This is a genomic window from Myxosarcina sp. GI1 (assembly GCF_000756305.1).
In the GTDB taxonomy this organism is placed as follows: Bacteria; Cyanobacteriota; Cyanobacteriia; order Cyanobacteriales; family Xenococcaceae; genus Myxosarcina.
Genome location: NZ_JRFE01000026.1, coordinates 343,649 through 367,857, shown reverse-complemented (window position 1 = coordinate 367,857; position 24,209 = coordinate 343,649). Strand labels below are relative to the sequence as shown.

General features: G+C 40.2%; 18 protein-coding genes and 1 riboswitch. Of the genes, 12 read left to right on the top strand and 6 right to left on the bottom strand.

All coding sequences use genetic code 11. From position 1 onward, the window contains the following. Positions 1–123: 123 nt before the first annotated feature. Positions 124–687, bottom strand: coding sequence for a Uma2 family endonuclease (locus tag KV40_RS21945; RefSeq protein ID WP_036486062.1), 564 nt, complete (start codon positions 685–687; stop codon positions 124–126). Between the two features lie 229 nt (positions 688–916). Next, positions 917–1,345, bottom strand: coding sequence for a lactoylglutathione lyase (gene gloA, locus KV40_RS21940; protein WP_036485982.1), 429 nt, complete (start codon positions 1,343–1,345; stop codon positions 917–919). Between the two features lie 530 nt (positions 1,346–1,875). Here gloA and KV40_RS21935 point away from each other — a divergent pair. The 10 genes from KV40_RS21935 (at position 1,876) to KV40_RS21885 (ending at position 17,593) form a co-directional block, all read left to right on the top strand. Then, a complete protein-coding gene (locus KV40_RS21935; protein ID WP_036485980.1) occupies positions 1,876–7,710 on the top strand; it encodes a translocation/assembly module TamB domain-containing protein in 5,835 nt (1,944 codons plus the stop codon). Between the two features lie 425 nt (positions 7,711–8,135). Beyond that, the gene (locus KV40_RS21930) at positions 8,136–8,675 is read left to right on the top strand and encodes a pentapeptide repeat-containing protein (RefSeq protein ID WP_052055821.1); all 540 of its coding nucleotides are present in this window, start codon (positions 8,136–8,138) and stop codon (positions 8,673–8,675) included. After that, positions 8,614–9,777 carry an N-acetylglucosamine-6-phosphate deacetylase gene (gene nagA / locus KV40_RS21925; protein WP_036485978.1) on the top strand — a complete coding sequence of 388 codons (1,164 nt, stop codon included), beginning with the start codon at positions 8,614–8,616 and terminating at the stop codon, positions 9,775–9,777. The genes KV40_RS21930 and nagA overlap by 62 nt, the downstream gene beginning before the upstream one ends. 80 nt (positions 9,778–9,857) lie before the next feature. Then, entirely contained in the window at positions 9,858–10,448 is a 591-nt protein-coding gene (gene hpsU / locus KV40_RS21920) for a hormogonium polysaccharide biosynthesis acetyltransferase HpsU (protein ID WP_036485976.1), read from the top strand. A gap of 64 nt (positions 10,449–10,512) precedes the next feature. Then, positions 10,513–11,298 (top strand): hypothetical protein, encoded by a 786-nt coding sequence (locus KV40_RS21915; RefSeq protein WP_036485974.1) that lies wholly within the window; start codon positions 10,513–10,515, stop codon positions 11,296–11,298. 100 nt (positions 11,299–11,398) lie between these two features. After that, complete coding sequence (locus KV40_RS21910) at positions 11,399–12,208, top strand: glucose 1-dehydrogenase (RefSeq protein WP_036485973.1); 810 nt, start codon at positions 11,399–11,401, stop codon at positions 12,206–12,208. Positions 12,209–12,385: 177 nt separating this feature from the next. After that, a riboswitch (cobalamin riboswitch) is annotated at positions 12,386–12,537 on the top strand. 246 nt (positions 12,538–12,783) lie between these two features. Continuing rightward, positions 12,784–13,770, top strand: coding sequence for a sirohydrochlorin chelatase (locus tag KV40_RS21900; RefSeq protein ID WP_036485971.1), 987 nt, complete (start codon positions 12,784–12,786; stop codon positions 13,768–13,770). Positions 13,771–13,930: 160 nt separating this feature from the next. Further along, positions 13,931–14,770, top strand: a complete 840-nt coding sequence (gene mazG, locus KV40_RS21895; RefSeq protein WP_036485970.1) for a nucleoside triphosphate pyrophosphohydrolase — start codon at positions 13,931–13,933, stop codon at positions 14,768–14,770. Then, positions 14,757–15,920 carry an FAD-binding oxidoreductase gene (locus KV40_RS21890; protein ID WP_156114111.1) on the top strand — a complete coding sequence of 388 codons (1,164 nt, stop codon included), beginning with the start codon at positions 14,757–14,759 and terminating at the stop codon, positions 15,918–15,920. Before mazG ends, KV40_RS21890 begins: the two co-directional genes overlap by 14 nt. A gap of 179 nt (positions 15,921–16,099) precedes the next feature. Next, complete coding sequence (locus KV40_RS21885) at positions 16,100–17,593, top strand: ammonium transporter (RefSeq protein ID WP_253274345.1); 1,494 nt, start codon at positions 16,100–16,102, stop codon at positions 17,591–17,593. 19 nt (positions 17,594–17,612) lie between these two features. On the opposite strand, the gene KV40_RS21880 is transcribed toward KV40_RS21885, so the two are convergent. Then, the gene (locus tag KV40_RS21880; protein ID WP_036485967.1) at positions 17,613–19,052 is read right to left on the bottom strand and encodes a hypothetical protein; all 1,440 of its coding nucleotides are present in this window, start codon (positions 19,050–19,052) and stop codon (positions 17,613–17,615) included. A 404-nt stretch (positions 19,053–19,456) separates the two neighbouring features. Next, positions 19,457–20,095: a histidine phosphatase family protein gene (locus tag KV40_RS21875; protein WP_036485965.1), complete on the bottom strand. Its 639-nt coding sequence runs from the start codon at positions 20,093–20,095 to the stop codon at positions 19,457–19,459. 338 nt (positions 20,096–20,433) lie between these two features. On the opposite strand from KV40_RS21875, the gene KV40_RS35820 reads away from it, so the two are divergent. After that, a complete protein-coding gene (locus KV40_RS35820; RefSeq protein ID WP_172657319.1) occupies positions 20,434–20,610 on the top strand; it encodes a hypothetical protein in 177 nt (58 codons plus the stop codon). 89 nt (positions 20,611–20,699) lie between these two features. Here the strand turns inward: KV40_RS35820 and pdhA are convergent, their stop codons facing one another. Both pdhA and cobO read right to left on the bottom strand, forming a co-directional pair. Further along, a complete protein-coding gene (gene pdhA, locus KV40_RS21870) occupies positions 20,700–21,731 on the bottom strand; it encodes a pyruvate dehydrogenase (acetyl-transferring) E1 component subunit alpha (protein WP_036485963.1) in 1,032 nt (343 codons plus the stop codon). Between the two features lie 173 nt (positions 21,732–21,904). Then, complete coding sequence (cobO, locus tag KV40_RS21865) at positions 21,905–22,504, bottom strand: cob(I)yrinic acid a,c-diamide adenosyltransferase (protein ID WP_036485961.1); 600 nt, start codon at positions 22,502–22,504, stop codon at positions 21,905–21,907. Positions 22,505–22,632: 128 nt separating this feature from the next. Here cobO and KV40_RS21860 point away from each other — a divergent pair, with 128 nt between their 5' ends. Next, entirely contained in the window at positions 22,633–24,177 is a 1,545-nt protein-coding gene (locus KV40_RS21860; protein WP_036485959.1) for a WD40 repeat domain-containing protein, read from the top strand. Positions 24,178–24,209: the final 32 nt, after the last annotated feature.

Here is a 24,209-nt window from a genome sequence, read left to right as displayed (position 1 = left end):
TAAATGCGATCGCGATTTATCAATGAGCAATGAACAGAACTACAATGAACAATTTTTCATTTACTAACTTTAAACTGCTCATTGTTCATTGGTGAATGAGGTACAGAGTACGCTCTCTTGAAACTATACCTGTAGCTCAAAACCAGGTACAACGTCTTCTCCATTAATAATTGCTGGCATCGATATTATCTCAACAGCTTGTCCTTGTCGGTATATTTCCACTTCGGCATCTTGAAGATTAATTAGCCAACCCAAACGCAAACCATTATTGATGTACTCCGCCATCTTTTCTCTTAATGTTGTCAGTCTATCTGACTCGGAACGCAATTCGATCGCAAAATCGGGAACGAGTGGAGGAAATTTTTTGCGCTGTTTTGAAGTTAACGCTTCCCAGCGTGCCAATTTTACCCAGGCAGCATCGGGAGAACGTTTAGCACCGTTAGGAAGAATAAAAATAGTCGAAGAACTAAATACCTTACCCAATTTGGTCTGACGATTCCAAATATTTAAATCTGTAATTAGCTCTGCTTCGCGATTGCCGATCTCTCCTACCACTGGTGGAACGACGATTAGTTCTCCCTCGGCACTCATTTCCAAACTCAAATCGCGATTGGCAATACACAACTGGTAAAACTGTTCGTCGGTCAAACGTGCAATTGGTTCTAGGTTCAGCACTACAGTATTCATTAAAACTTGCCTCGTGCTATTGCTGAGTTTATTCAAGTTTAACAATATTGTCCGTACTAACTCGCGATCGCTCAATTTACAAAAACGATTTACAAAAGCGATCGCCATGGTTTTAAATGAGGCAAAGCTAATTGGCGATCGCTTCGTATTTTTTCTGCTTGAGAATTAACAAACGCCCTTGTAATACTCAATTAATTCGTTAAAATCTCAATCAAACAAAATTCTTTATTTACGCACTTTGTTCCGCTAGTTCTTCTTTTTTCGCCGAACCTTGAGTTCCTAGCTGAATCAACTCGATTTTGTAACCATTAGGATCTTCTACAAAAGCAATTACGGTGGTGCCGTGTTTCATTGGACCTGGTTCGCGGCTGACTTTACCGCCAAGAGCTTTAATTTTTTCGCAAGTGCCGTAAATGTCGTCTACTCCTAGAGCGATGTGTCCATAAGCATCACCGAGATCGTATTCTTCTTTGCCCCAGTTATAAGTAAGTTCGATAGCCGTGTGGTCTGATTCGTCGCCATAACCGACAAAAGCCAGGGTAAATTCACCACCTGGATAGTCTTTTTGGCGTAGTAGTTTCATCCCTAAAACATCGCAATAAAACTTAATTGATTCTTCTAGATTGCCAACTCTGAGCATCGTGTGTAGCATTCTCATGGCGATCGCTTCTAACTCCTTATATACAAAAATATTCTAGTTTTTTATGTTTATAGGCTATCGTAAAACGACAAAAACAATTTTTAAAATCCTAGTGTAAAAATCGCGATCGTTCCACGATTGTATATTGCCAAAACGAAGGAAGAAGTTTGAGGGAAGAGGGATGAAGGATGTAAATAACATCTTCTTTGTTCCTTCCTACTTCTTTCTTAAAAATCCGTCTGCCATCTTTCTTTTTTTCAAGGCAGAAGCCTTGGTCAACGAGCAATTTATTTTAAACGTCTGGCTCGGTTGGTAAATCAATCTGTATAAATACTTATTAAGGATTTGAAGGATTAGCCAGAAGCTGTACTTTTAAGGTCGTGTTAAGATTTTGTTTTAATTCTGTACTTAGATATAAGTAAGTAAACATAAAAAAATATAAAATTTTTTTCTAGTCTTTAATTTTCTAAAATCTCTATTGCACAGTTCTCCGTTATATCTCGCACTAATACGTTATTTATATTTATAGGCTTTATGGTGATTAAACCATGACATCTCTAGATAATCGACCGCCCAATCCCGATCCCGACAAAGAGAATCGAATCAAGCATTGGTTACAAAAATTAAAACCCACGCCAAAGCAAGCAACGGTTGGAGTTGTAGCGATCGCGGCATTGGCAGGTTTAGGTTATTGGGGAATTCAGTATTTAGCTAAAAACAAACTGTCGCCCTTTTTAGAAACTCAGATTAGCAATTTTATCGATCGCCCGATTGATGTTGGCGAAGTTGAGAGCTTTTCTCTGTTTAGCGGTATTACCGTAGGCGAAACTACTCTACCAGCTACCGAAACCGATCCAGATAACCTCAGTGTTGAGGAAATTGAGGTCGATTGGAATTTGTTTGCCGTTATTTCTAATCTCATTTTTCGCCAGACTCTCCCCGTCGATGTCAGTTTGGTACAGCCTGAAGTTTATGTAGAAGAAAATGCCGATGGCGAGTGGTTAAATTTAGACTTTTTACCCCAACAGCAAAAAGAAAAAAAAGAACCTCTGCTTAAATTTAATGTCGGTGCGGAGATCGAGGAAGCAGATATTACCGCCGTACCTTATAACCAGGAACCAATAGAAGTAACGGTAGACGGTAGCGGACAATATAACCAGGGCGGAGAACAGTTAATCGCCTACGATTTAGATGCGACTATTCAAGAGGCTACAGCCACTTTACAGGGCGAAACGATTTTAGAAACTGGCAAAAGCGACACCAAGTTATTAGTAGAAGACTTGGCTCTATCCGACGTAACGACGCTATTACCTAACTCCCCAGTCGCTCTCGATAGCGGTATTTTGAATGCCGATTTAGATATTGATATTCCTTCCTTTGAAGAATTTACCTCGGCAAATGTTGAGGGAATGGTTAGTTTACAGAACGTGTCTGGAGAAGCAACCAATTTAGATGCACCAGTGTCGGCGCGATCGCAACTCGATTTTGGCGGGAGAGATGCCCAAGTTACTAACACTCAAGCTACTTTAGGAGATATTGTCGCTCAGGTTGCAGGTCAGGTAAATTTAGATACTGGTTACGATTTAAATGTTGAAGTACAGCCTTTTAGCCTGGCTAGTATTCCCCAACCGATAAAAGCCCAACTGCCCGTAAATTTGGGAGGAGAAGTTACCGCTCAACTACAGGTAGAGGGAGCGATTAAAGATCCCTTAGTAACTGGAAAATTTAACAACACCAGAACTTTAGTTGTCGATAAAACTCAGTTTGAAACCGTCGCTGCCGACTTTACTGCCGATCTAAGTCAAATTGTCTTAGAAAATCTGGAGATAACTCCCGTTGCTGGGGGAGCAGTTACCGCCGCAGGAGTTATCGAAACCAATATCAAAGAGGCTTTAGAAGAAGATCGTCAGATAGATACCTCTCAAATGCCTGTTGAGTTCAATTTTCAGGCAGAATTGCCCACAGAAAAATTAGCACGACCTTACTATCAATTTCCCCAAGAGGTGGCAGTAGGCGATCTTAATGCTACTGGCGAAGTTCGAGGTACGGTAGCCAAACCAGAAGCTGTAGTGAACTGGCGACTACCAGAACCCGAAACCACAGCCGAAGCTATTTACGGTTCGGGAGCGATTTTATTTTCTAACAATGAACTGTGGCTACGGGATACCAGCTTAAATATTGGTGAGGGAGAAGTTGAAGTTACTGCCGATGCCAATTTAGATAACAAACAATGGCAGGCAGAACTCAATGCAGACAATTTATATCTAACTCCCTATCTAGCTCAGTTTCAAAATTCCAATCTCAATTTAGAGCGTCCCATTGCCCTTAACAATGCCGATGTCAATCTAAACGGTAGGATAGACCAACTAAATCTGGATAAAATTAAGGGAGCAGCAGATTTACAGTTAGCTATAGACGGCGGCGATGTTTCAGTTGACAGCCAATTAAATGAAGGTAATCTTCAAGCTAGAGCTACCACTAGCGGTATTCCCTTAGACAACTTAGTAAATAGTCTACCCGTTGAAACCATACTGCGATCGGGCAACATTAACCTTAACGCCGAGGTAGAAGAATTATTATCTTATGCTAAAAATCCCAATCTCAACAGCCTCAACGCCGATGCCGATTTACAGTTAGGCGTAGATGGCGAAACCGTAGCGGTAGACAGCCAAATAAATCGGGGTAATTTACAAGCTAATGTTAGAACTGGCAGTATCGATCTCAATCGCTTTGCCCCCGCTTTACCCGTTCCTGCCAATCTTAACTCCAGCAATATCGATCTTTCCGCCAGATTAGAACAGTTGCTAACCTTTGCCAAAGATCCCGATTTAAGTAGTATCGTTGCCGATGTAAATGCAGATCTTACCGTTGCCGAAGGTAGAGTAGATGCGATCGCCAATTTAAACAATAACCAGTGGCAAGCCAATGTTGACGCGGTGGGTATTAGTTCGGCTTTACTTATAGATAAGTTTGCCCCTAAAAATCTCTCTGGGATAAGAACAGACAATATTAATGCCCAAGTAGACTTATCTGGGGCGATCGATCCTGTAATTAATAACCAAATTAACGTTCCCGTTACCGTCAGTCGTGCCGACATCCAGTCGGGAGTCCAAAATATTAGTGCCAACGGTAATTTCACGCTTTCCGAAATTACCAGCAATCTCGATGTTGCCAACGCCAATTTAGATGTCAATGCTAATGTCGATTTCGATCGCCTGCCCATAGACCAAATCGTCGCTCAAACCACGCAAAATAACGAGCTAATAGCCAATAGCGTCAATCTTCGCGGCGATGCCGTATTTGACGGACAGTTTCAAGGACAAAACTTAATTTCTGCTCCCACAGAACCAGGCAATGTAGCTTTAACGGGCAACTTGCGCCTTCAAGATTTGGCATTTAATGATGTAGTATTCGACCCCGTGATGGCAGGTGATGTTAACGTCAGAACGGGAGAAATCATCGCCCTCAATTTACAAGGGCAACAAGACGTTATCGCCGCTTCGGCCGAACCCTGTACCAGAAGTGACTGTAAGCTGCCCTACATTCCTACTAGTTTAGAATTACGTCAGGGAGAAGATACTGCCGAACCAGTTATCGCTACGGGTAACAAACGGGGCGACGTTTTCGATCTTAATATCGTCAATTTTCCTCTAGCCGTACTTAATCTCGCCCCTGGTCAAGCTGCGGGCATTCAAGGTGCGCTAGGAGGTGAGGCAACAGGAGATGTGGCATTTAACCTCTATAATTTTGCCACCGATGGCGAAATTGCAGTAGAGCGTCCTGGGGTGGGCTATATTCAAGCAGATCGCTTTAACGCTAATTTTGCTTATAATCCCGCCCAAAACATAGCTGAAATTAGTTCGGCTTCTCTCGATCTCGATAACAGCCGCTATAATTTAAACGCTGCTTTAGATTTACAAACAGGCGCGATCGATGGCAGATTGGGCATACCAGAGGCATATATTCAGGATGTTTTAACTACTTTTCGCTGGTTTACTATCCAAGACTTAACCACACTATTTAATACTCCCGATTATGCTAGCGTCGAAGCAGTTCGTCCCGCTCCAGAAAGAGAAACCGTTGGAGAGGCGATCGCCGAGAAACTGCTCAAATTACGCCGCGCCGAAAATCGCTTACAGGAAATAGCTGCCGCCAGAGAAGCGGGGGGAGTACCGACTCAGTTAGATATTCAGGGCAGATATACAGGAGAAATTACTTTTGGCGGTACGATATCCACCCCCCAAGCCAGCTATAACGTCGAGGGCAATAACTGGCAGTGGCAACCCCAACCAGCATACGTGAGCCTCGTCCAACCTTTAGGTTTAGTCAAAGAAGAAAGAGAGTTTATCGCCATTCCCGAAGTACTAATTCGAGGAGGTTTAGAAGGTACGGTAGCCAACGTAGAAGAAGCCAGGGTACAGGTACAAGATGCCGTCTTGTCATTGTCTGGTCAACTCTCACCAGACGGTCAAGACGCTGACTTCCAAGTAGAAAATCTGACAGTAGACAACATTGCTAACTTTGTTAATATACCCGTCGATGTGTCGGGAGAAATTAATGCTGAAGGTTCGATAGAAGGTACTTTACCTCTGCCCGACATTGCAGGAACAATTACTTTTACCAACGGTGCTTTTAACGGCAATATTTTACCAACTACAATCGCGGGTAATTTTAACTATGGCGGCGAAAAATTAGACTTTGAAACTACTCAACCTTCTTCTATTCAAGTTGATGCGAGCATCCCCTATCCCATTGTCCCAGGAGAAAACGATCGCCTTACTGCCAAAGCAGACTTAACTACTGAAGCCTTTACTCTTTTAGGTGCTTTTAGCCAGGGTTATCTTAGCTGGGTAGATGGTGAAGGAGATGCCCAGTTAGAAGCTAACGCCCGTTTGGATTTAGACCGCGAACAGGTACTTTACGATCTTGATGCCAACGGAGTAGTCAATCTAAACCAGGCTGAAGTTGCCTTGGAAACGCCGTTTTTCTCCGCACCGTTTAAAGGTAGTGGGAAAATAACTATTGACAATCAAATTGTCAATGTCGAAACTATGAACGGTACTTTTGCCGAAAAAGACTTGTCGGTTTCGGGTTCGTTACCAATTCTTACTGCCGTTAATAATTTAGAACAGCCCCTTACTGTAAATATTCCCGAAGGCGAAATTGCGATCGAACAGTTATATAAAGGAGATGTGGCAGGAGAAGTTACAGTTACGGGGGCAGCATTAGAGCCAACAATTGGCGGTCGAGTAGCTCTTAAAGACGGTACGGTATCCATTCCCAAAAATGATTCGACTACAGCAGAACAAATTGTCAAATTGAGAAACGATCGCGTCGTTGCTGCTACTACTCCCGTTATTAGTGAAGATGCTACGGATATTGTTGTAGAAGGTACAAACACTAGCGGTAGTAGCAATGCTAGTTCCTCATTTGTAACCAAACTAAACGATTTACAAATTAGTTTCAACGACCTCGCGCTCAAACAAACTTTTGTCTATTATTTTCAGGTTGACGGCGATCTAACCCTCAACGGTACCGCCGACCAACCAACCAATATTATTCCCAAAGGTACGATAAATCTGACAGATGCTAGCGTAGACTTGCTAAATACTAAATTTGTGTTAGCAGATAACCGTGATAATACCCTCGTTTTTACTCCCGAAGCGGGTCTGTTCAATCCCTATCTCGATATTCAAATGAAGTCTGAAATTTCACAACCACAAGGAGGGGCGCGTTTGGCAGAAGCGGGACAAAATGAAATAAGCGATCCTATTTCTCAAGTAGGTCGTAGCGATTTAATCACCATATTTTTGAACATAGACGGAGAAACTGAAGCAATTTTACCTGACTTAGGACAGGCAAATACCAACTGTATTATTCGCCCTAATAACGCTCCTCTAGCTACAACTCCTCAATATTATACTGAAGCCGAGTTAAACCGACTTACGACTTGTTTTAACGACATCGCTCTAAACGACGAACAAAATAGCCAAATTATTAACTCCCCAGCGGTCGAACTTACTAGCATCCCGACTCGCAGTCAGGGAGAAATCGTCAGTCTTTTAGGCGATCAGTTTATAGCTTTTGCCGAGCAACTGCAAAATAGCGGTCAAAGTGATTTGTCTCAGCAAGTTACTCAGTTTGTTGTAGAACCTGTTGTCAGAAGAGGTCTGAAATCTTTTGACAATCAAGTAGTAAGCCTGGGTAAAAAGGCCGGTCTGGACTATCTACGGCTTTTTCCCTATTTAGAGGGCATCTACGAAATAGATAAAAATTCTACAATAAGAGGGACTTATAGATATGGAATTAGCGGACTAGGATTTAGCGGAGTAGAAGACCAAGTAGGAAGTGAAGGAAGAATTGAATATCAATTGAGATTTTGATATTTTTGCTCGATAGAAACTTGGCGATCGCCGTTCTGTTTGAATTTATACTTGCTCGCTCTGAAAAATGCCGTAAATATTGTTTATAAAATTTAAGCCAAATATATTTTATTGTACTTTTATTAAGCATAAAATTAAGTTTGTTTTATTTTTCGTTCTAGAAATTCGAGCGATTGTTAATATACTTACATTACATATACAGCAGCTTGCGAGCGCATCAAATACACTTTAGACCGATCGCGCTCTAGGTATTAATAGTGTTGGCGATTTCAGTCCGCTTTGGATGTATGCTCGATCGATCTAAAAACTGCTGTAAATAACTGTTAAAAATAAAACTATTAAAAATAAAACTTTATTTAAAGTTATATATATAATCAAAAATTTATTAACAATTTTAATTTTGCCTTTAAAAATATAGTTTGATTATGAGCAAACATCAGTTCTGGAAAACAGAAGTCTTAGAATTAAAAGAGCTAAAAAAACTATTCAATTTGGGAGAAAGAAATTTTTCTCATGCTGCACTGCAAAATGCCAACTTGCAAAAAGCAGAGCTAACTGGAATTAATTTGAGCGATGCTAATCTCTATCAGGCAAATTTGAGAAAAGCCCATCTCGATCTCGCTTTTTTAAACAATGGTGTTTTTTACGGTGCAGATATGCGAGAAATTAACCTATATCGTGCCAGTTTAATCGAGGCAGATTTGTTTAATGCCAACTTATGCAAGGCAAACTTAAATCATGCTAATTTAAGTGGTGCAAATTTACAAAATGCCAATCTTCATCGCGCACAGCTAGTATGGGCAAACTTGCGCCATGCCAATCTAAAAAATGCTCGACTCGATCGCGCTAATTTAGAGGGTGCTAAGTTTTGTTGCACGATTATGCCAGATGGCAGCATAAGAAATGATGAGTGTTCGCATTATCAATGCTCGATTCCCCAAAAATCCAGACCTACAGCAAATTGAAATAGACAGCAAGGGGATAATCTGCGCCATTAACCCTATAGAGTTTTTAGGCATAGAAACTCTTAATGAAACCTCAGAGCGAACAATCGATATTGCTGGAGATTGGCTATCTTTAGGTGGAGTCGATCTACAAATCAACGGGGGATTGGGTTTAGCTTTTCCCGATCTAGAACTTTCCCATCTAGCTAAATTAGACAAAATATGTAGCTTTTTATGGTCGCAAGGAATTGATGGTTTTTTACCGACCATCGTTACTACCTCAGTCGAAAAAATACAGCGATCGCTAGTGACGATTGCCAAATTTATTGACGAACAAACAACAGTAGCCAATACGGCTAAAGTTTTAGGAGTACATTTAGAAGGTCCATTTCTCAATTACGAAAAGCGCGGCGCGCATCCGCAACAACATTTATTACCCTTAACTATTGAAAATATCAAACAAGTATTGGGTGATTACAGTCAGCTAATCAAAGTTATTACCCTCGCACCAGAACTAGATAAAAGCGATCGCGCCATCGAATATTTAGTAGAACGCGGCATCGTAGTAAGCTTGGGACACTCTCTAGCTACCGCAGCAATAGCACGAACCGCCTTTGCACGAGGAGCATCGATGGTAACTCACGCCTTTAATGCCATGCCTGGTTTGCATCATCGCCAGCCAGGACTATTAGGAGAGGCAATAATGAATCCTAAAGTACACTGTGGCTTAATTGCCGATGGCAATCACATCTGTCCGACCATGCTAAAGATTTTGCTGCGAGCCAGTAACGAAGAAGGTATTTTTTTAGTAAGCGACGCTCTAGCACCTATAGGTTTACCCGATGGAGTCTATCCCTGGGACGAACGAGAAATAAAAGTAACTAACGGTACTGCCAAGCTAGCAGATGGAACTCTGGCAGGAACGACTTTACCCTTACTGGCAGGAGTCAAAAATCTAGCCGAGTGGGGTATTTGCAATGTAGAGAGTGCGATCGCCACAGCTACAGAATCTCCTCGAAAAGCGATTGCTTTACCAGGACTGGCAGTCGGACAACCAGCCAATTTGTTACGTTGGCACTGGCAAGAAAACAATTTATCCTGGTCGAGATTGGATTTGTCTTGATAATCTCTATTTAACGGTTTTCGTTTGGCGATGTCGATGTTAACGTTGTGACGGAATACTCTAACGATGTTGTTCGAGCGATGACTACCCAAAGTGCCAATAAGTTAACTCCAGTTTTAGATGCCAAGCCGCTAGTAGATTTGCGTTTGTATGACTCTTCTCAATGCGATCGCGGCAGGGCTAACTGGTATGTAATTCTTTGGTGGTTAGTTCAGGCGATCGCTTTTCCTCTTAGCTTGCATAATTTAAATGGTTTTCGCTGTTGGCTCTTGCGTTTGTTTGGAGCGACAGTAGGCAAAGGCGTAATAATTCGTCCAACCGCTCGTTTTACCTATCCCTGGAATGTAACTATTGGTGACTTTAGCTGGATCGGCGATGATGTAGTTTTATACAGTGTCGATCGCATCGAAATTGGTTGTCATGCAGTTGTTTCTCAAAAGTCTTATCTTTGTACTGGTAGTCACGATATTAATAAGATTTCTTTTGACCTAATTATCAAACCAATTCATATCGGTAATGGAGCCTGGATCGCTACGGACTGTTTTGTTGGTGCTGGAGTGACAATTGGTGCTAACAGCGTTATCGGTGCCAGAAGTAGCGTCTTTCGCGATATTCCTAACAGACAAATAGCCTGGGGAACTCCCTGTATAGCTCGTTATGAGAGAAAATAGAAATCAATGCGTAACAGCTTATTTTGCTTGTGTCAAAATTAAAGGGTAGCAATTGTAATTACTCATGGACGTTCGCCCTCGCTCGAAAAGTAAAAAACCCTCGCTGCGACAGATAGTTAATTTAGTATTTGTCATTGCAGCTTTTGGTACTAATGTCTGGGCAAATATTAGTCCTCCCCAGGGATTGACTATTGGCGAAATCTCCAACGAACTCTTTAGCAATATTTTAATTACTCCTGCTAATTATGCCTTTGCCATTTGGGGCTTAATTTACTTGGGTTTGATTGGTTTTGCCATCAATCAGGTATTACCTTCAGAAAAATACGATCCTTTGCTACAAAAAATCGGCTATTCGGTGGCGATCGCTTCAATCGCACAGATTATTTGGGTATTTTGCTTTTTAAACCGTCAGTTTACCTGGTCTTTTGTATTGATGTTGGCGATTTTATTGCCTCTAATTGGTGGATACTGGCGTTTGTTGAGAAGCGATCGCACTTTCTCTTTCAGGCAAAAATGGTTAATTTACTATCCCCTCAGTATTTATCTAGCATGGATTAACGTCGCTACAATCGTCAATGGAGCAACTGTTTTAACCACTTGGGAGTGGAACGGTTGGGGTCTCAGTCCTCAAGTTTGGACGATAATTATGGTGATAATTGGGGCATTAATTACCATTGCCGCAGCTACACCCAAAACTAATTTTGCCTATGGCGGAGTGTTTGTTTGGGCAGCAGTAGCGATCGCCGTTCGTAACTGGAATAATTTTGCGATTGCTGCCGTAGCAATGGGTAGTGCCAGTGCGGTAGTTTTAGTATTGTTGTTTAAGTGGATAAGTAGTTCTAAAGCCTAAATTTATAACTTCAGCAAGATTTCTTAACTACCTGGCTTTAATTAAATAGGTTTAGTCAAATTTGTAAAATAATAGCTTCCACGTACGCTTAATTGAAATAATGAAAGGTTTAAAAGGAAAAAACGTCTTAGTGACGGGTGCAACTTCGGGGATTGGTAAAGCGATCGCCGCCCGTTTTGCTGTAGAGGGAGCTAATATTGCTATTAACTATCGCAACGATCCAGAAAAAGCCGAGGATACCGAAAAGCTAATTGAGGAGATGTGTTCTCAGGTTAAAGGCTGCGGTGGCAAAGAAATGCGGGTAGAAGGAGATGTCTCTCAAGAGCAAGATATTATTAGAATGTGCGATGAGGTAATTAGCAAATTTGGTAGCATAGACATTTTAATAAACAATGCTGGTATTCAAATCGCTGCCGATTCTCACAAGCTTTCAGCAGATGACTTAGATAAAGTATTGTCCGTCAATCTTAGAGGCAGCTTTCTCTGTGCTAGAGAAGTAATCAAACATTTTTTAGAGCGCGGTAATGGCGGCATTATTATCAACGTCTCCAGCGTCCACGAAATTATTCCTCGTCCTCAATATGTTAGCTACTCGATGAGTAAAGGGGGCATGGAAAACATGACTAAAACCTTAGCATTAGAATATGCACCCAAAGGCATTAGAGTTAATGCGATCGCTCCAGGGGCAACAGAAACACCGATCAATGAGTGGTCTAACGATCCTCAAAAGAAACAAAAGATTGTCAGCCATATTCCTTTAGGTAGAACAGGTAATACCGAAGAAATGGCAGCCATAACCGCTTTTTTGGCTTCTGATGATGCTTCTTACATTACAGGACAAACTATATTTATTGACGGTGGCTTGACTCTCTATGCCGATTTTCTCAAGCCTTGGTCAGCTGGCGAGTAAAATCTAGGCGTTGCATGATAATGGGATGATGGAGCAAAAGTAGCAAGTAACAAGTGCTATAAAATAAAATCTAGATGACAGATAAAGAAAGTTTTTAAATAGATAATCGAAAATTATCCTGTAAATATGCAACGCTAAAATCTAAACTTAATTTTTGTTTTTTTGCGATCGCATTAAGTCTACAATATAAAAATCGGTTTTGATGGGGAACAGCCATCAAAAGTAAAGGGGAAAGTTTGGTGCAAATCCAACGCTGTCCCGCAACTGTGATGGGATTGGATAAAAAAAATCTCTTAGTCAGAATGCCCGCCGATAAATACAGTCCACTTACTCATACGTATATCTGCGAGGTACAGATGATCGATCTTTTTATAGCTTTAATTAACAATTATCTGGCTACGATTTTTTTTCACGCTTTACCATCTATAACTATTTAGATCTTGGTAATCGCACTAATAATTAATTACGCGAGAACTGCTTTACGGGCAAGACATTGCCCTGCCCAAAAGTTAATAATATTTCTGCAAATAAACCAAAAATTCATCACTTCGACTAACTGGAGCTAAATAAAATAGATGGTTATTGCCAATTCCGCAACTAAATTTAACTCACTTCAATTACCACCACTACCACACAACAGACCTTTACTGGCGATCGGACACGGTACGAGAAATCAACGAGGCAGACAAACTTTCCTCGATTTCGTAAACATCTACCAACAATTAGATACTTCTCGCCCCGTAATTCCCTGTTTTTTAGAATTGACCGAACCGAGTATAGAACAGGGAGTAGCAGCCTGTGTCGAACGAGGCTATACAGAGATTACTGCACTGCCAATTTTACTATTTGCTGCCAGACATAATAAATTTGACGTAACTAACGAATTAGACAGGACGCGATCGCTCTATCCACAGTTAAACTTTAGTTACGGTCGTCATTTTGGCATCAATCCCAAGATTCTAGAACTATGGCGCGATCGGCTAGCAGACTTGGATACACCACAACATAATCCGCATCAGATTTCTCGTTCCGACACCGTACTATTGTTTGTCGGGCGTGGTTCTAGCGACCCCGATGCTAATGGCGATGTCTGCAAGCTAGCCAGAATAGTTTGGGAAGGTAGTGGCTACAAGACGGTAGAAATTTGCTTTATTGGCATTAGCCATCCCCGTTTGGAAGAAGGTTTTAGACGAGCTTATTTATACCAACCCAAACGCATTATCGTTTTGCCGTATTTTTTGTTTACAGGCACCTTAATGGAAAAGATTTATAACATTACCGCTTTACAACAAGAGCAATATCCAGACATAGATTTTACTTGTTTGCCAGAAATGGGTATTGCATCGCAGCTGTTAGAGGTGATGAGAGAGCGAGAAATAGAGGCACAGTTGGGTAAGGTAGCAATGAATTGTGAAATGTGTAAGTTTCGCCTTTCTGCGATCGCAGAAGATGGAGGGCACCATCACGGACATCATCATCACGGACACCATCATAATCATAGTCATAGCGACCCTTACGCTCAACCAAAAGATTACCACCAGCGTATTTGGCAAACGCCTTAACGTAAGCTTATGGTATTACTAAATAGCAAAATTAAGATTTAAGCGATTGGCGATTGCGTAGCAAGTCCTTCGGTCTCAGCCAGCGCGCAGAGCGCGATCGCATATAATCAGAAAAAGCTTTATCTTATAGAAGTATGTTTTGCTTTCTTAATAAAATAAGATGAGTTTTCAATCGGCAACTTATAGTTCGGTATTAGTCGCTTTACAGCGTTTAATTGAGGTAGTAGCGCAGTTGCGATCGCCCGATGGTGGTTGTCCCTGGGATTTGGCGCAAACGCCACAAACTTTAGTCCCTTATGTCATTGAAGAAGCTTACGAAGTGGTAGATGCTATTAATAGTGGCGACAAAGATGCGATCGCTGAAGAATTGGGAGATTTGCTGCTACAGGTAATCTTACAAACACAAATCGCTAGCGAACGGGATGATTTTACCTTAGAAGAAGTAGCAGAGGGAATTACAGAAAAACTAATTCGCCGTCATCCTCATGTATTCGGCGATATTAAAGTTAATAGTGCGGCTGAGGTCAATCAGAATTGGGAACAAATTAAGGCTTTAGAAAAAGGGATAACCCCAGAACAGGCACAATTACTAAGTCGCAAATTAGAGCGTTATGCTCGTAGCCTACCGCCTCTAATGGCGGGCATGAAAATCTCTAGAAAAGCAGCAGCAGCGGGTTTTGAATGGGAAAATATTGCTGGAGTTTGGTTGAAGTTTGATGAGGAGTTAGCAGAATTCAAACAGGCTTTGACTGCTGAAGATAAAGAACATCAGCAAGCAGAATTAGGAGATTTATTGTTTACAATAATCAATGTCGCACGCTGGTACGATCTCGATCCCTTTGAAGCTTTACAGGGAACCAACCGCCGCTTTATTAGCAGGTTAAAACTGATGGAGCAATCTGCTTCGCGTCCTTTAAACGATTGTGACATTGACGAACTAGAAACTCTTTGGCAACAGGCAAAAGCAGAATTGGAAGAACAAAAAAATAATGACCTATGACTGGATTATAATTGGCGCGGGAATTTCTGGCGCATCGCTAGCTTACGAACTCAGCCAACAAAAGTTTAAGGTGTTGGTGTTAGAAAAAGATCCCATTCCCGATAATGCTACCGTATATAGTTATGGGGGGTTGGCTTATTGGTCGGGAACGGATGAATTAACCAGACAGTTAGGTAGAGAAGGAATCGAGCTACATCGCCAGCTTACGGAAGAATTAGGTCAAGATACAGAATTTAGAGAGCTAGATCTAGTTTTAACTATCGATCGCGATGCAGATCCGCAAGCTATAGCTAAAACTTACGATCGCTTTGCGACAAAACCCCAACTACTCAGCGTTAAAGAAGCCTGTGAACTAGAACCCCTATTAAATCCAGACGCGATCGCAGGATGCCTCCAGTTACCACACGGACACATCCACGCCCAGAAAACTACCGAAGTTTATTTACAAGCCTGTTTGCGTAACGGCGGAGAAATAAAATACGAACGGGCGATCGATTTCGTCAGAGACAACCAGCGAATTTTAGGAGTTGAAACCAAGCTAAATACTTATTATGCTGCCAATACTATAGTTTGTGCAGGAGGTTTAACGCGCTCTTTACTCCTGCAAACGGGGATCGAGGTCGATAACTATTTTACCCACGCCCAGCTTATTACTACTCCCCCCGTCAAGCTCGAACTACAGACTATAGTTATGCCAGCCATTCAGCAAAGGTTTGCTTTAGAAGCTGCTGCTAGAGATCTAGTCTTTGATAACGGTAAAGAGAAAAATGAAGCTCGTTCGATTCTCGATGCTGGTGTAGTGCAATTTTTAGACGGTAGCTTGTGTCTGGGGCAAATCAGCACTATTACTAGCAATCCTCATGCTAAATTCGATGCAGCAGCAGAGGAAGCTAAAATTAGGCAACAAGTAAACAACATATTACCCGCATTAGAAAAAATCCCAGGAACTTACCATCATTGTTTGGTAGCTTTTAACGACAGGGCTATTGCTTTAGCGGGCAAACTTCAACCTTTTACTGGCATTCAGCTTTTTTCTGGGTTTACTAGTACTTTAGTTTTTGCACCAATTTTAGCTAGACGTTTTGCTCGCTGGTTAGCAGGTGAAGCGGATGCCATTATCGAACAATTAGCTAAAAAGATTGAAAAATAGGGATAAAAAAGTAACTCGATAGTCTACTAAAAGTATTGTATTCTACTAATTAGTTGTATTGTCCTTGCCGTCCGCCTCCGCTCAATTTTGCCAAGTATATCCGTCTAACTTTATATCTAAGATTGCTATTGTTAAATTTATTTAGTTTCCGACACATTTGTCGGTATTTTTGCTTATTTTTGGTTGGTTTAGTTTTGGCTTTGTACCATCAACCAATAGCCATAGCACAAACCCCAAACCAGAATGAATATGATTATTTAAGTATTGTTTGGCTATTAGTAGCGGCTATACTCGTGTTTTTTATGAATGCGGGGTTTGCTATGCTCGAAGCGGGTCTTTGTCAGACTAGCAACGCGGTCAATATTTTAGCCAAAAACCTGATTGTTTTTTGTGTTTCCATTCTTGCTTTTTGGTGGTTTGGTTTTGGAATTATGTTTGGCGATGGTAATTCCCTTTGGGGTCAATCTGGTTTTTGTTTTCAAACCTTCGCGCTGCCTTTTAACAACGCTTTTCCTACTGGATTTGAGAGTTTAGCCACACTCTACCCAGGACAGTCTTTTTTAGGAGTATTTATTTTTCAACTAGTTTTCGCAGGGACAGCAGCTACGATTGTTTCTGGCATCGTTGCAGAACGAATTAAGTTCTGGGCTTTTTTTTGGTTTAGTTTTTGTTTGGTAGGAATTGCCTATCCGATAACAGGTCGTTGGGTTTGGGGACCCGATGGCTGGTTGGCGATAAATCTCAATTTTCTCGATTTTGCTGGTTCGACTGTAGTTCACTCGGTTGGCGGGATGGCTGGTTTAATAGGAACAATGCTTCTCGGTCCTAGAATAGGCTGGAATGGCTACGATCCCAATTCGATCGATACAGAGCAATTTACCGCAGAACCCAAACAATTTACTGCCTACAATCTTACCTTTTCAGCTTTGGGCTGTTTAATTCTTTGGCTTGGTTGGCTGGGATTTAATGGTGGTTCGGTAAAAGCAATAGCTCATATACCTCACGTTATTTCAACAACGATGATTGCTGCGGCTTCAGGCGGGGTATTTGTTTTGCTGTTGCGAGGTTTACGTCTTAATAAGCCAGCACTACCTTTAGTAATCAACGGAATCTTAGGTGGTTTGGTAGGAATTACCGCCTCTTCTGCTTATGTATCTTTGGGCATTGCGATGTTTATTGGTGCTGTTAGTGGTTTTTGTATCATCCTGCTCGAAGCTTTGATAGAATTTTATCGAATTGACGATCCTGTTGGAGCTATTCCCGTTCATCTTGGTTGTGGCATTTGGGGCACGCTAGCAGCAGGCTTATTTGTCAATAGGTTGCCACCTTATATCGAATGGGAGGTAGATCGAGTCGAGCAAATTTTAGCTCAATTAATTGGTTCTCTCTCGGTTCTAACCGTAACAATAATTCTTTCTTTAATATTTTGGCTGGGAATTGGTATTATTCTCTATCTAATTGAACTTAGCAACGAACGTCTCAAGCGATCGCCAGCAGAAAATCGCTACAAAATAGCGCGATCGCACGTATATAGAAACATTTATAAATCTGAAAGACTGAATCCTCAATCTCCTTTGGGATGGTTAATTAAATATTTAAAAATTGCCAAAGAAGCTTTGAGAGTGTCGGTAGAAGAAGAAATTAGAGGTAGTGACGGTACTTTTTATAGTTAGACTAACTACCGAATTTAAATTATTCTCTTGAAAGATTTTTTGCTACTGGACAATTGCCGAGCGATCGCAAATAAGTTTTAGTATGATTGCCCCACTGAGCGGAATTGTACCAACGATTCAGCCAAAATTGAGCTTGAGGGTAACTTCTAGAAGTCTCACTAACTTGGCAGAGATTGTTAACTCCGTCGAGTACGCGGTTGTCTTTGCCTAACTGTATGGCAGTTAAAACGTTTAGTTTGTCGAGGTTGTTCTGGCAACTATCGGGAAACTGCCTGGACAAACTCTGTTTTTCTCGCGCTAATTCATTACGCCAAACTTCTCTGTCGCTGAAGTCAGCAGGAATTGGCTCGGTACAAAAGGCTGATAAAGTCTGAAGCGGAATACTATTATCTACTTTCGCGAGTCGCTGCTGCGAATTATTGATAATAATTATCAAAGGTGAAATGAGTGAAATTGCCGATAAAATAGTTAATGCCGCTATTTTGGTGAGGGGTTCATTTTCAATTTTATTTGCTGCCAAAATTTTGTAGTTTAACCTGTTTCTTCTAGCTTTATTTAGCTTGTATGGTTTTTCTTCTATAGCTATTAGTTGCTTTTCAACCCAATCTCGATTGAAAATAGACTGATAAATTCGATTGGACACTTGTAACTTATTTTTACGTTCTATTACTAAGCCTGACTTAATTAATTCTTGTGTGGCTAAACTTGAAGGCACGGTTAGTTCTCCATGCTGCAAAATTTGTAAATATAAATTTAGTAAGGTTCGAGGAAGACAAACTGTATTATTTAACAAATGCTCTTGAATCGGTTTTAAATACTCACCGAAAACCTGAGTTTCCCAGTTACGAATGACTCTAACTTTTACCAGCTTTCTAACCGAAATAGCTTCCATTCCATCAGGAATAAAAGAGTTAGAATCGGAAATGATTTTACATAGCTGTTGCGTTAATAAAGGATGTCCGCCCGTCCAGTCAGAAACTTCTCTAAGTAACGAATAGGGAGAAGCAGCTTTATTTTCTAAATGTAGCGATTTAATTATTCCTCGATATGAAGGCAGCAATAGTTGTTTGTGTTGTTCAATTTTAGTTAAATATTGCAGAAAAAAATCAAGAGTTTTTTGGCTCAACCATCCTTTTTTTACTATTAACTCTCCTAAAAGCATTCCAGTTTGCTTTTGTTCTTCGAGTAGGCTTTTTATTTGCCAAGATTCAATTAGAGCAGCTTCTTGAAGGTAATAACCTAAAGGTTGTGTTTTAGGTTGCTGTAATAACTTAGGTAGCTCATCGGCAAAAAAATCTACGGTTTGTTGCTTGAGTATGCCGTATGATACCAAAATAGTTCCAAACTTAACTTCAGCGCCTTGTGCTTGAATTTCTAAGGCTTGACGAATTTGAAAATCTGAAATCAATCCAGCTAGTTCTAAAACTCGACCAAGGGGTTTGATAACTACATTTTCCATTGACTAGGCTAGCTACATTACTTAAGGTAAGTTACTGCTATTAAGTTATTTATTATTTGCAACTTTAAGTTATTTATTATCTATAACTTTTTTTAGTATCGTAATAAAGTAAGTATTTTTAGATTTTTTATATATATTTTATATTTGTTAAAAGATTACCATTAAAATCAAATAATTACAACTGAAATACTGAAACTGTATTTTTGTTATGAAACATAGATATTAGAGCTAAATTTGCGTACTATATTTCGTCTGCATAGAAAACTATAGTTCTACTTTTGTGATGTAATTTATTGCCTTGACAGTTTATGCCGCCCGCGAATGCGAATCGGCACACGACATTTGTGTGCCTCTTGCCTCGAACAGACAACTCAAAAAACTCTTAATTTCAAATTAGATGCGGTTTAATTTAAGCGCACTGTAGTTTCTGTTTGACTCAAATGGGAAGTGTCGCCACATAGTTCTAGCTGCCACTTATCACCGTTACGAACTATTTTGACCAAACAGCATAAAGAGACTTCAAAGACTGGATATTCTGGAATTAAACCCTTAGTAGCACCCCATACCGAAGCACCATGTCCCACTATTAGCAAATTTTCAGAATATTTTGCTACTAGCCTTTTAGCAGTTTCAGCAGTGCGTTGATTTACCTCGGCTTCTGTTTCTGGATATTGGGGAGTGAGCAGCGATTGATAACTCCAGTCAAGGCGAGGAAATTCTGCTTTTAACAGTTCTTTAGGATGAGTTTCGGGAACTTCATTCATCCATTCAGAATTGTGCCATTCACTCAAACCCGCCTCAATTTTGATTGGCAAGTCTAATACTTGTGCTACCTCATTAGCAGTTTGAATGGTACGTAAAAATGGTGAAGTAAAAATATGTTCGATTTTTTCTTGTTTTAGTCTTTGTGCTAGTTCTTTTGCCTGTATAAAACCATCCTCAGAAAGATGGGGATCGTAACGTCTTTCAGCAGTATCGAACCATTCTGGGTTGACAAAATCAATACGATTTCCGTGTCTGGCAATCCAAACTGTTTGTGACATATAGACAATCAAATCTTAATAGCTAAATTTATTATCTAACGAAATCTCGCTGTTAATATCAGCTCGGTAGACAAAAGGTATTTTAGTATAACTCATACTACAATATGTATAACTCTGCATTTTTAATACTAACTGTCGGGATTATTTCTTAAGATCGATTGCCCGATGAATTTCGTTAGGACATTTAGAGTAAAACCATTGTAATTATTGTTATTTATAAAGCGATCGCCGAACAGTAAAAAAGAACCGAACGAGAAAATTATTTTAAAGTAAAAGTATAGCAATACGCTGGTCAACCCAATTGATGTTCTTGATTATATTTTCATCTGGAGATAAAAATGTTTTTTCCCTGGTTCAAAGATTACTCTTGCTATGATTATGAATCTAACTTCCCCGAAAAACGCCGTCAACGCAAACTTAAGTTTCTTAAATCTATGCGCGATGATTTAGAGACCCGATTGGCAGCCATTAATGCGGCTATTGATACTATCGAACGGCAAAACCGCCAAGACTAGACCAAAACAGTAAGTAGCGAATAGCAAATGTTTAGCTAATTTTACTGCATTAAGAAAAACTCGCTACTCGCTACTTGTCAAACCATAAATTAGTCCTCGGCAAAAACATAACGCCGTAGATCTTCGGGATTCGGTTCGGGGCTGCTTTCAGCAAATTTAACCGCTTCATCTATCTGAGAAGTAATTCGACTGTCTATTTCTTTTAATTGTTCCGAACTAGCTAAGTTTCGCTCGGTTATATATGCGGCAAATTTCTTAATCGGATCTCGTTTTGCCCAAAATTCTTTTTCTTCGGGCGATCGCAACTCATCGGGATCGGCTAGGGAATGACCTCTAAAGCGATAGGTTAGAGCTTCGATCAAAGTCGGTCCCTCTCCCGCTCTCGCTCTAGCAACGGCTTCTTTGGCTAAAGTGTTGACGGCTAAAATATCCATACCGTCTACTTCGTAACCAGGCATATCGAACACGCTAGCTTTTTTGTAAATTTCTGGCTGTGAAGTGGCGCGATAGTGAGACATGCCAATCGCCCATTTATTATTTTCTACTACATAAATAATTGGCAGTTTCCAAAGAGCCGCCATATTCAAACATTCAAAAAACTGACCGTTATTACTCGCCCCGTCACCAAAAAAGCAAACCGTTACCGAGTCGGAATTTTCATCTTGCATTGCTTCTCGGCGATACTTACTCTGAAATGCCGCACCAGTTGCCACGGGAATGCCCTCGGCTACAAAGGCATAACCACCTAAAAGCCCGTGTTCGGCAGAGAACATGTGCATCGAACCGCCTCGTCCCTTACTGCAGCCCGTTTCTTTACCAAACAATTCCGCCATTACTTCTTTAGCAGGAACTCCAGCACTAAGAGCGTGAACGTGGTCGCGATAGGTGCTACAAACATAATCTCCTTGAGGACGTAACGCTTTGACTATTCCAGAGGAAACTGCTTCTTGTCCGTTGTAGAGGTGAACGAAGCCAAACATTTTGCCTCGATAGTACATTTCAGCACACTTGTCTTCAAACAAACGTCCTAAAACCATGTCTTCGTAAAGCACCAAAGCTTCTTCTTTGGTAAGGTTGACGCTGCTAGAGTCAAATTTAGGTAAAGTTCTTTCAGGACACATAGAGTCTGTAGTCTTTAAAATATAAAGTTAAATCTCTATTCAATCATAAAACTTACAATAGTTACCGATCGCATAGACAACATTTGTTTTAGAGAATAGCGGTGCGACCCCGCGTCGTTTTACGGCGCAAGGGAACGCGCACCAAGAGAGGCAATAGATAAAAGCGCGAGCGCTTAAAATTCGATTCCTGGTTGTGCTTTAACTCCCTGCTCGCGAAAGGGGTGTTTGATTAAAGTCATTTCAGTTACTAAATCTGCTTTCTCGATTAATTCGGTAGGCGCGCCTCTGCCTGTCAAAATTACATGAGAATCTTCTGGTTTCTTCGCTAAACCTTCAATAACTCGTTCTACTTCCAGATATCCTAGCTTGAGAGCGACATTAACTTCATCTAACAAAACCAACTTATATTCGGGGTTGATGATATATTCTAGTCCTCGTTCCCAAGCGGCGATCGCTTTTTGGGTATCTCTTTCCTTATCTTGAGTTTCCCAAGTAAACCCTTCTCCCATCGCGTGAAAGTCTAATTGCCCTTCCCATTTAGCTAACACTGCTTTTTCTGCTGGTTCCCAAGCACCTTTGATAAACTGAATTATCGCCACCTTATAGCCATGTCCGAGCGATCGCATTACCATTCCTAAAGCAGCCGTAGTCTTACCCTTACCATTACCAGTGTTGACAATAATCAAACCTTTTTCTTGGTTTTTTGCTGCCAGACGCTGTTCTTGAACTTCCTTGCGTCGCTGCATTTTTTGTTTGTATTGTTCTTGGTTCATGGTTGATAGTTAAGTAAATATGGCTTGTATGACAAATAGTACTTTAATTTATCTGTAGTATTTTGCAGACTAAAAAATTTTATTTCTACCCTATGCTAAACCAGCAAGTACTTTAAAAAGTATAAAAGATGATAAAAATTATAGTAATTGTTATAGCAACATCAATATTTTTAACAGGCATAACAGGATTTGTTTTAGCAATATTAAGTCTAATATATGAATATAATTTAGAATCATCTATTAAAATATTTTATTTGTCATTTATTAGTGGTTTAGTTGGAGGAACAACTGGTTTAATTATTGGGTATTTGTCTGGAGCAATTATTTGTAATACAACACCTGCTTTTGATTTTACTCCTTTTTTATGGATTGGCATTATCTGGATTTCGGGAATTATTTCAGGCTCTTTATTCGGAGGTTTTATCTTTCTGAATCCAAGCTTTAAAAGTTTTCTAGCATTAAAATACATTGCGATTGTTATTGCTACTTGTTTATTATTATTTTTAGGCTGGAAATTTCAGATTATTGACCCAATTCGTTTTTCAAATTCAGTTGATACCTGGCAATTACCCAAAGAATTACGCTTTATTACCTTTAGTCCTAACGGAACTTTTTTTATTAACAGTAAGAAGCTTATTAATCGTGATGGTAGACCATCTACCAGATACAACGATACCCAAGAAGTAGAGATTAGAAAGGTATCTAATGGAGAACTGATTAGAACTTTAAACGTTTTTTCTTCTAAAAATGTAGTTCTGAGTTCAGATGGCTCTCTACTCGCTTCAGCCAGCAACAAAACAGGGCAAATACAAGTTTGGCGTATTAGTGATGGTCAATTAGTTGATTCCATAAATATAGATAGTCCTTCCAGAGTTTTAGCAGTATCCTCTGATGGACAAACTATTGTTGTGTCAGTGAGTCAGGCTAGGAAGCAACCACCGACAACTTTATACGTTTGGAATGTTGTCGAGCAAAAAAGTTATATTCTTAGCGAGTCAAGTTTGATTCCTTACGATATGCCTATTGCAGTTATCGAAAAAAATCGTGGAGAACTATTGACTTTAGAGAAACATGAAGATGGATTGTATCTCTATCGATTAAAAGATAAAACTTTTACTCTGCAATTGGATACAAATGAAAAGTCTGGTCGTTGTCTTAAATTAAGTCCTAATGGTAAATTAGTAGCATTTTGGTCTAGTTCTCTTGAATCTACGTCTAATGGCTCTATTATCAGGAACAGAATTTATGTACACAATATAGAAGATGGCAAACTTCTGAATACCATAGATACCTATGCAGCAAAAGAAAATTTTATGGAGTTCGTGTTTACACCTGATAGTCAATACATAGCTGCTTCGTATTATGCTGAATTTAAATCAGGTTTGTTAGTATCTGCCCCATCTTATTATTTAACATCTCATGGGCGTGTTCGCTTGTGGCGTATTAAAGATGGAAAAAAAATTAAAACGTTTCGAGGACATAAAGAGAAGACTATTGATATTGCATCTAACTATGAAAAAAATTTACTTGTCACCTATGGTGGAGATGGCAAAGTTCGCTTCTGGCAAATTTCACCACGTAACTACAGTTGGTTGTGGTTATTGGGTACGGTAGGTTTAGCTACTCTTGGCTACTGCCAGAGAGCTTACTTAATAAGTTGGATCGGTTTTTAAAAAGTAGAATATTTTAATTTGTGAAAAAGCGA

Coding starts and splice junctions, on each gene's coding strand:
- KV40_RS21945 (WP_036486062.1), bottom strand. CDS start 687: ATGAATACTGTAGTGCTGAACCTAGAACCAATTGCACGTTTGACCGAC.
- gloA (WP_036485982.1), bottom strand. CDS start 1,345: ATGAGAATGCTACACACGATGCTCAGAGTTGGCAATCTAGAAGAATCA.
- KV40_RS21935 (WP_036485980.1), top strand. CDS start 1,876: ATGACATCTCTAGATAATCGACCGCCCAATCCCGATCCCGACAAAGAG.
- KV40_RS21930 (WP_052055821.1), top strand. CDS start 8,136: ATGAGCAAACATCAGTTCTGGAAAACAGAAGTCTTAGAATTAAAAGAG.
- nagA (WP_036485978.1), top strand. CDS start 8,614: ATGATGAGTGTTCGCATTATCAATGCTCGATTCCCCAAAAATCCAGAC.
- hpsU (WP_036485976.1), top strand. CDS start 9,858: ATGACTACCCAAAGTGCCAATAAGTTAACTCCAGTTTTAGATGCCAAG.
- KV40_RS21915 (WP_036485974.1), top strand. CDS start 10,513: ATGGACGTTCGCCCTCGCTCGAAAAGTAAAAAACCCTCGCTGCGACAG.
- KV40_RS21910 (WP_036485973.1), top strand. CDS start 11,399: ATGAAAGGTTTAAAAGGAAAAAACGTCTTAGTGACGGGTGCAACTTCG.
- KV40_RS21900 (WP_036485971.1), top strand. CDS start 12,784: ATGGTTATTGCCAATTCCGCAACTAAATTTAACTCACTTCAATTACCA.
- mazG (WP_036485970.1), top strand. CDS start 13,931: ATGAGTTTTCAATCGGCAACTTATAGTTCGGTATTAGTCGCTTTACAG.
- KV40_RS21880 (WP_036485967.1), bottom strand. CDS start 19,052: ATGGAAAATGTAGTTATCAAACCCCTTGGTCGAGTTTTAGAACTAGCT.
- KV40_RS21875 (WP_036485965.1), bottom strand. CDS start 20,095: ATGTCACAAACAGTTTGGATTGCCAGACACGGAAATCGTATTGATTTT.
- KV40_RS35820 (WP_172657319.1), top strand. CDS start 20,434: ATGTTTTTTCCCTGGTTCAAAGATTACTCTTGCTATGATTATGAATCT.
- pdhA (WP_036485963.1), bottom strand. CDS start 21,731: ATGTGTCCTGAAAGAACTTTACCTAAATTTGACTCTAGCAGCGTCAAC.
- cobO (WP_036485961.1), bottom strand. CDS start 22,504: ATGAACCAAGAACAATACAAACAAAAAATGCAGCGACGCAAGGAAGTT.
- KV40_RS21860 (WP_036485959.1), top strand. CDS start 22,633: ATGATAAAAATTATAGTAATTGTTATAGCAACATCAATATTTTTAACA.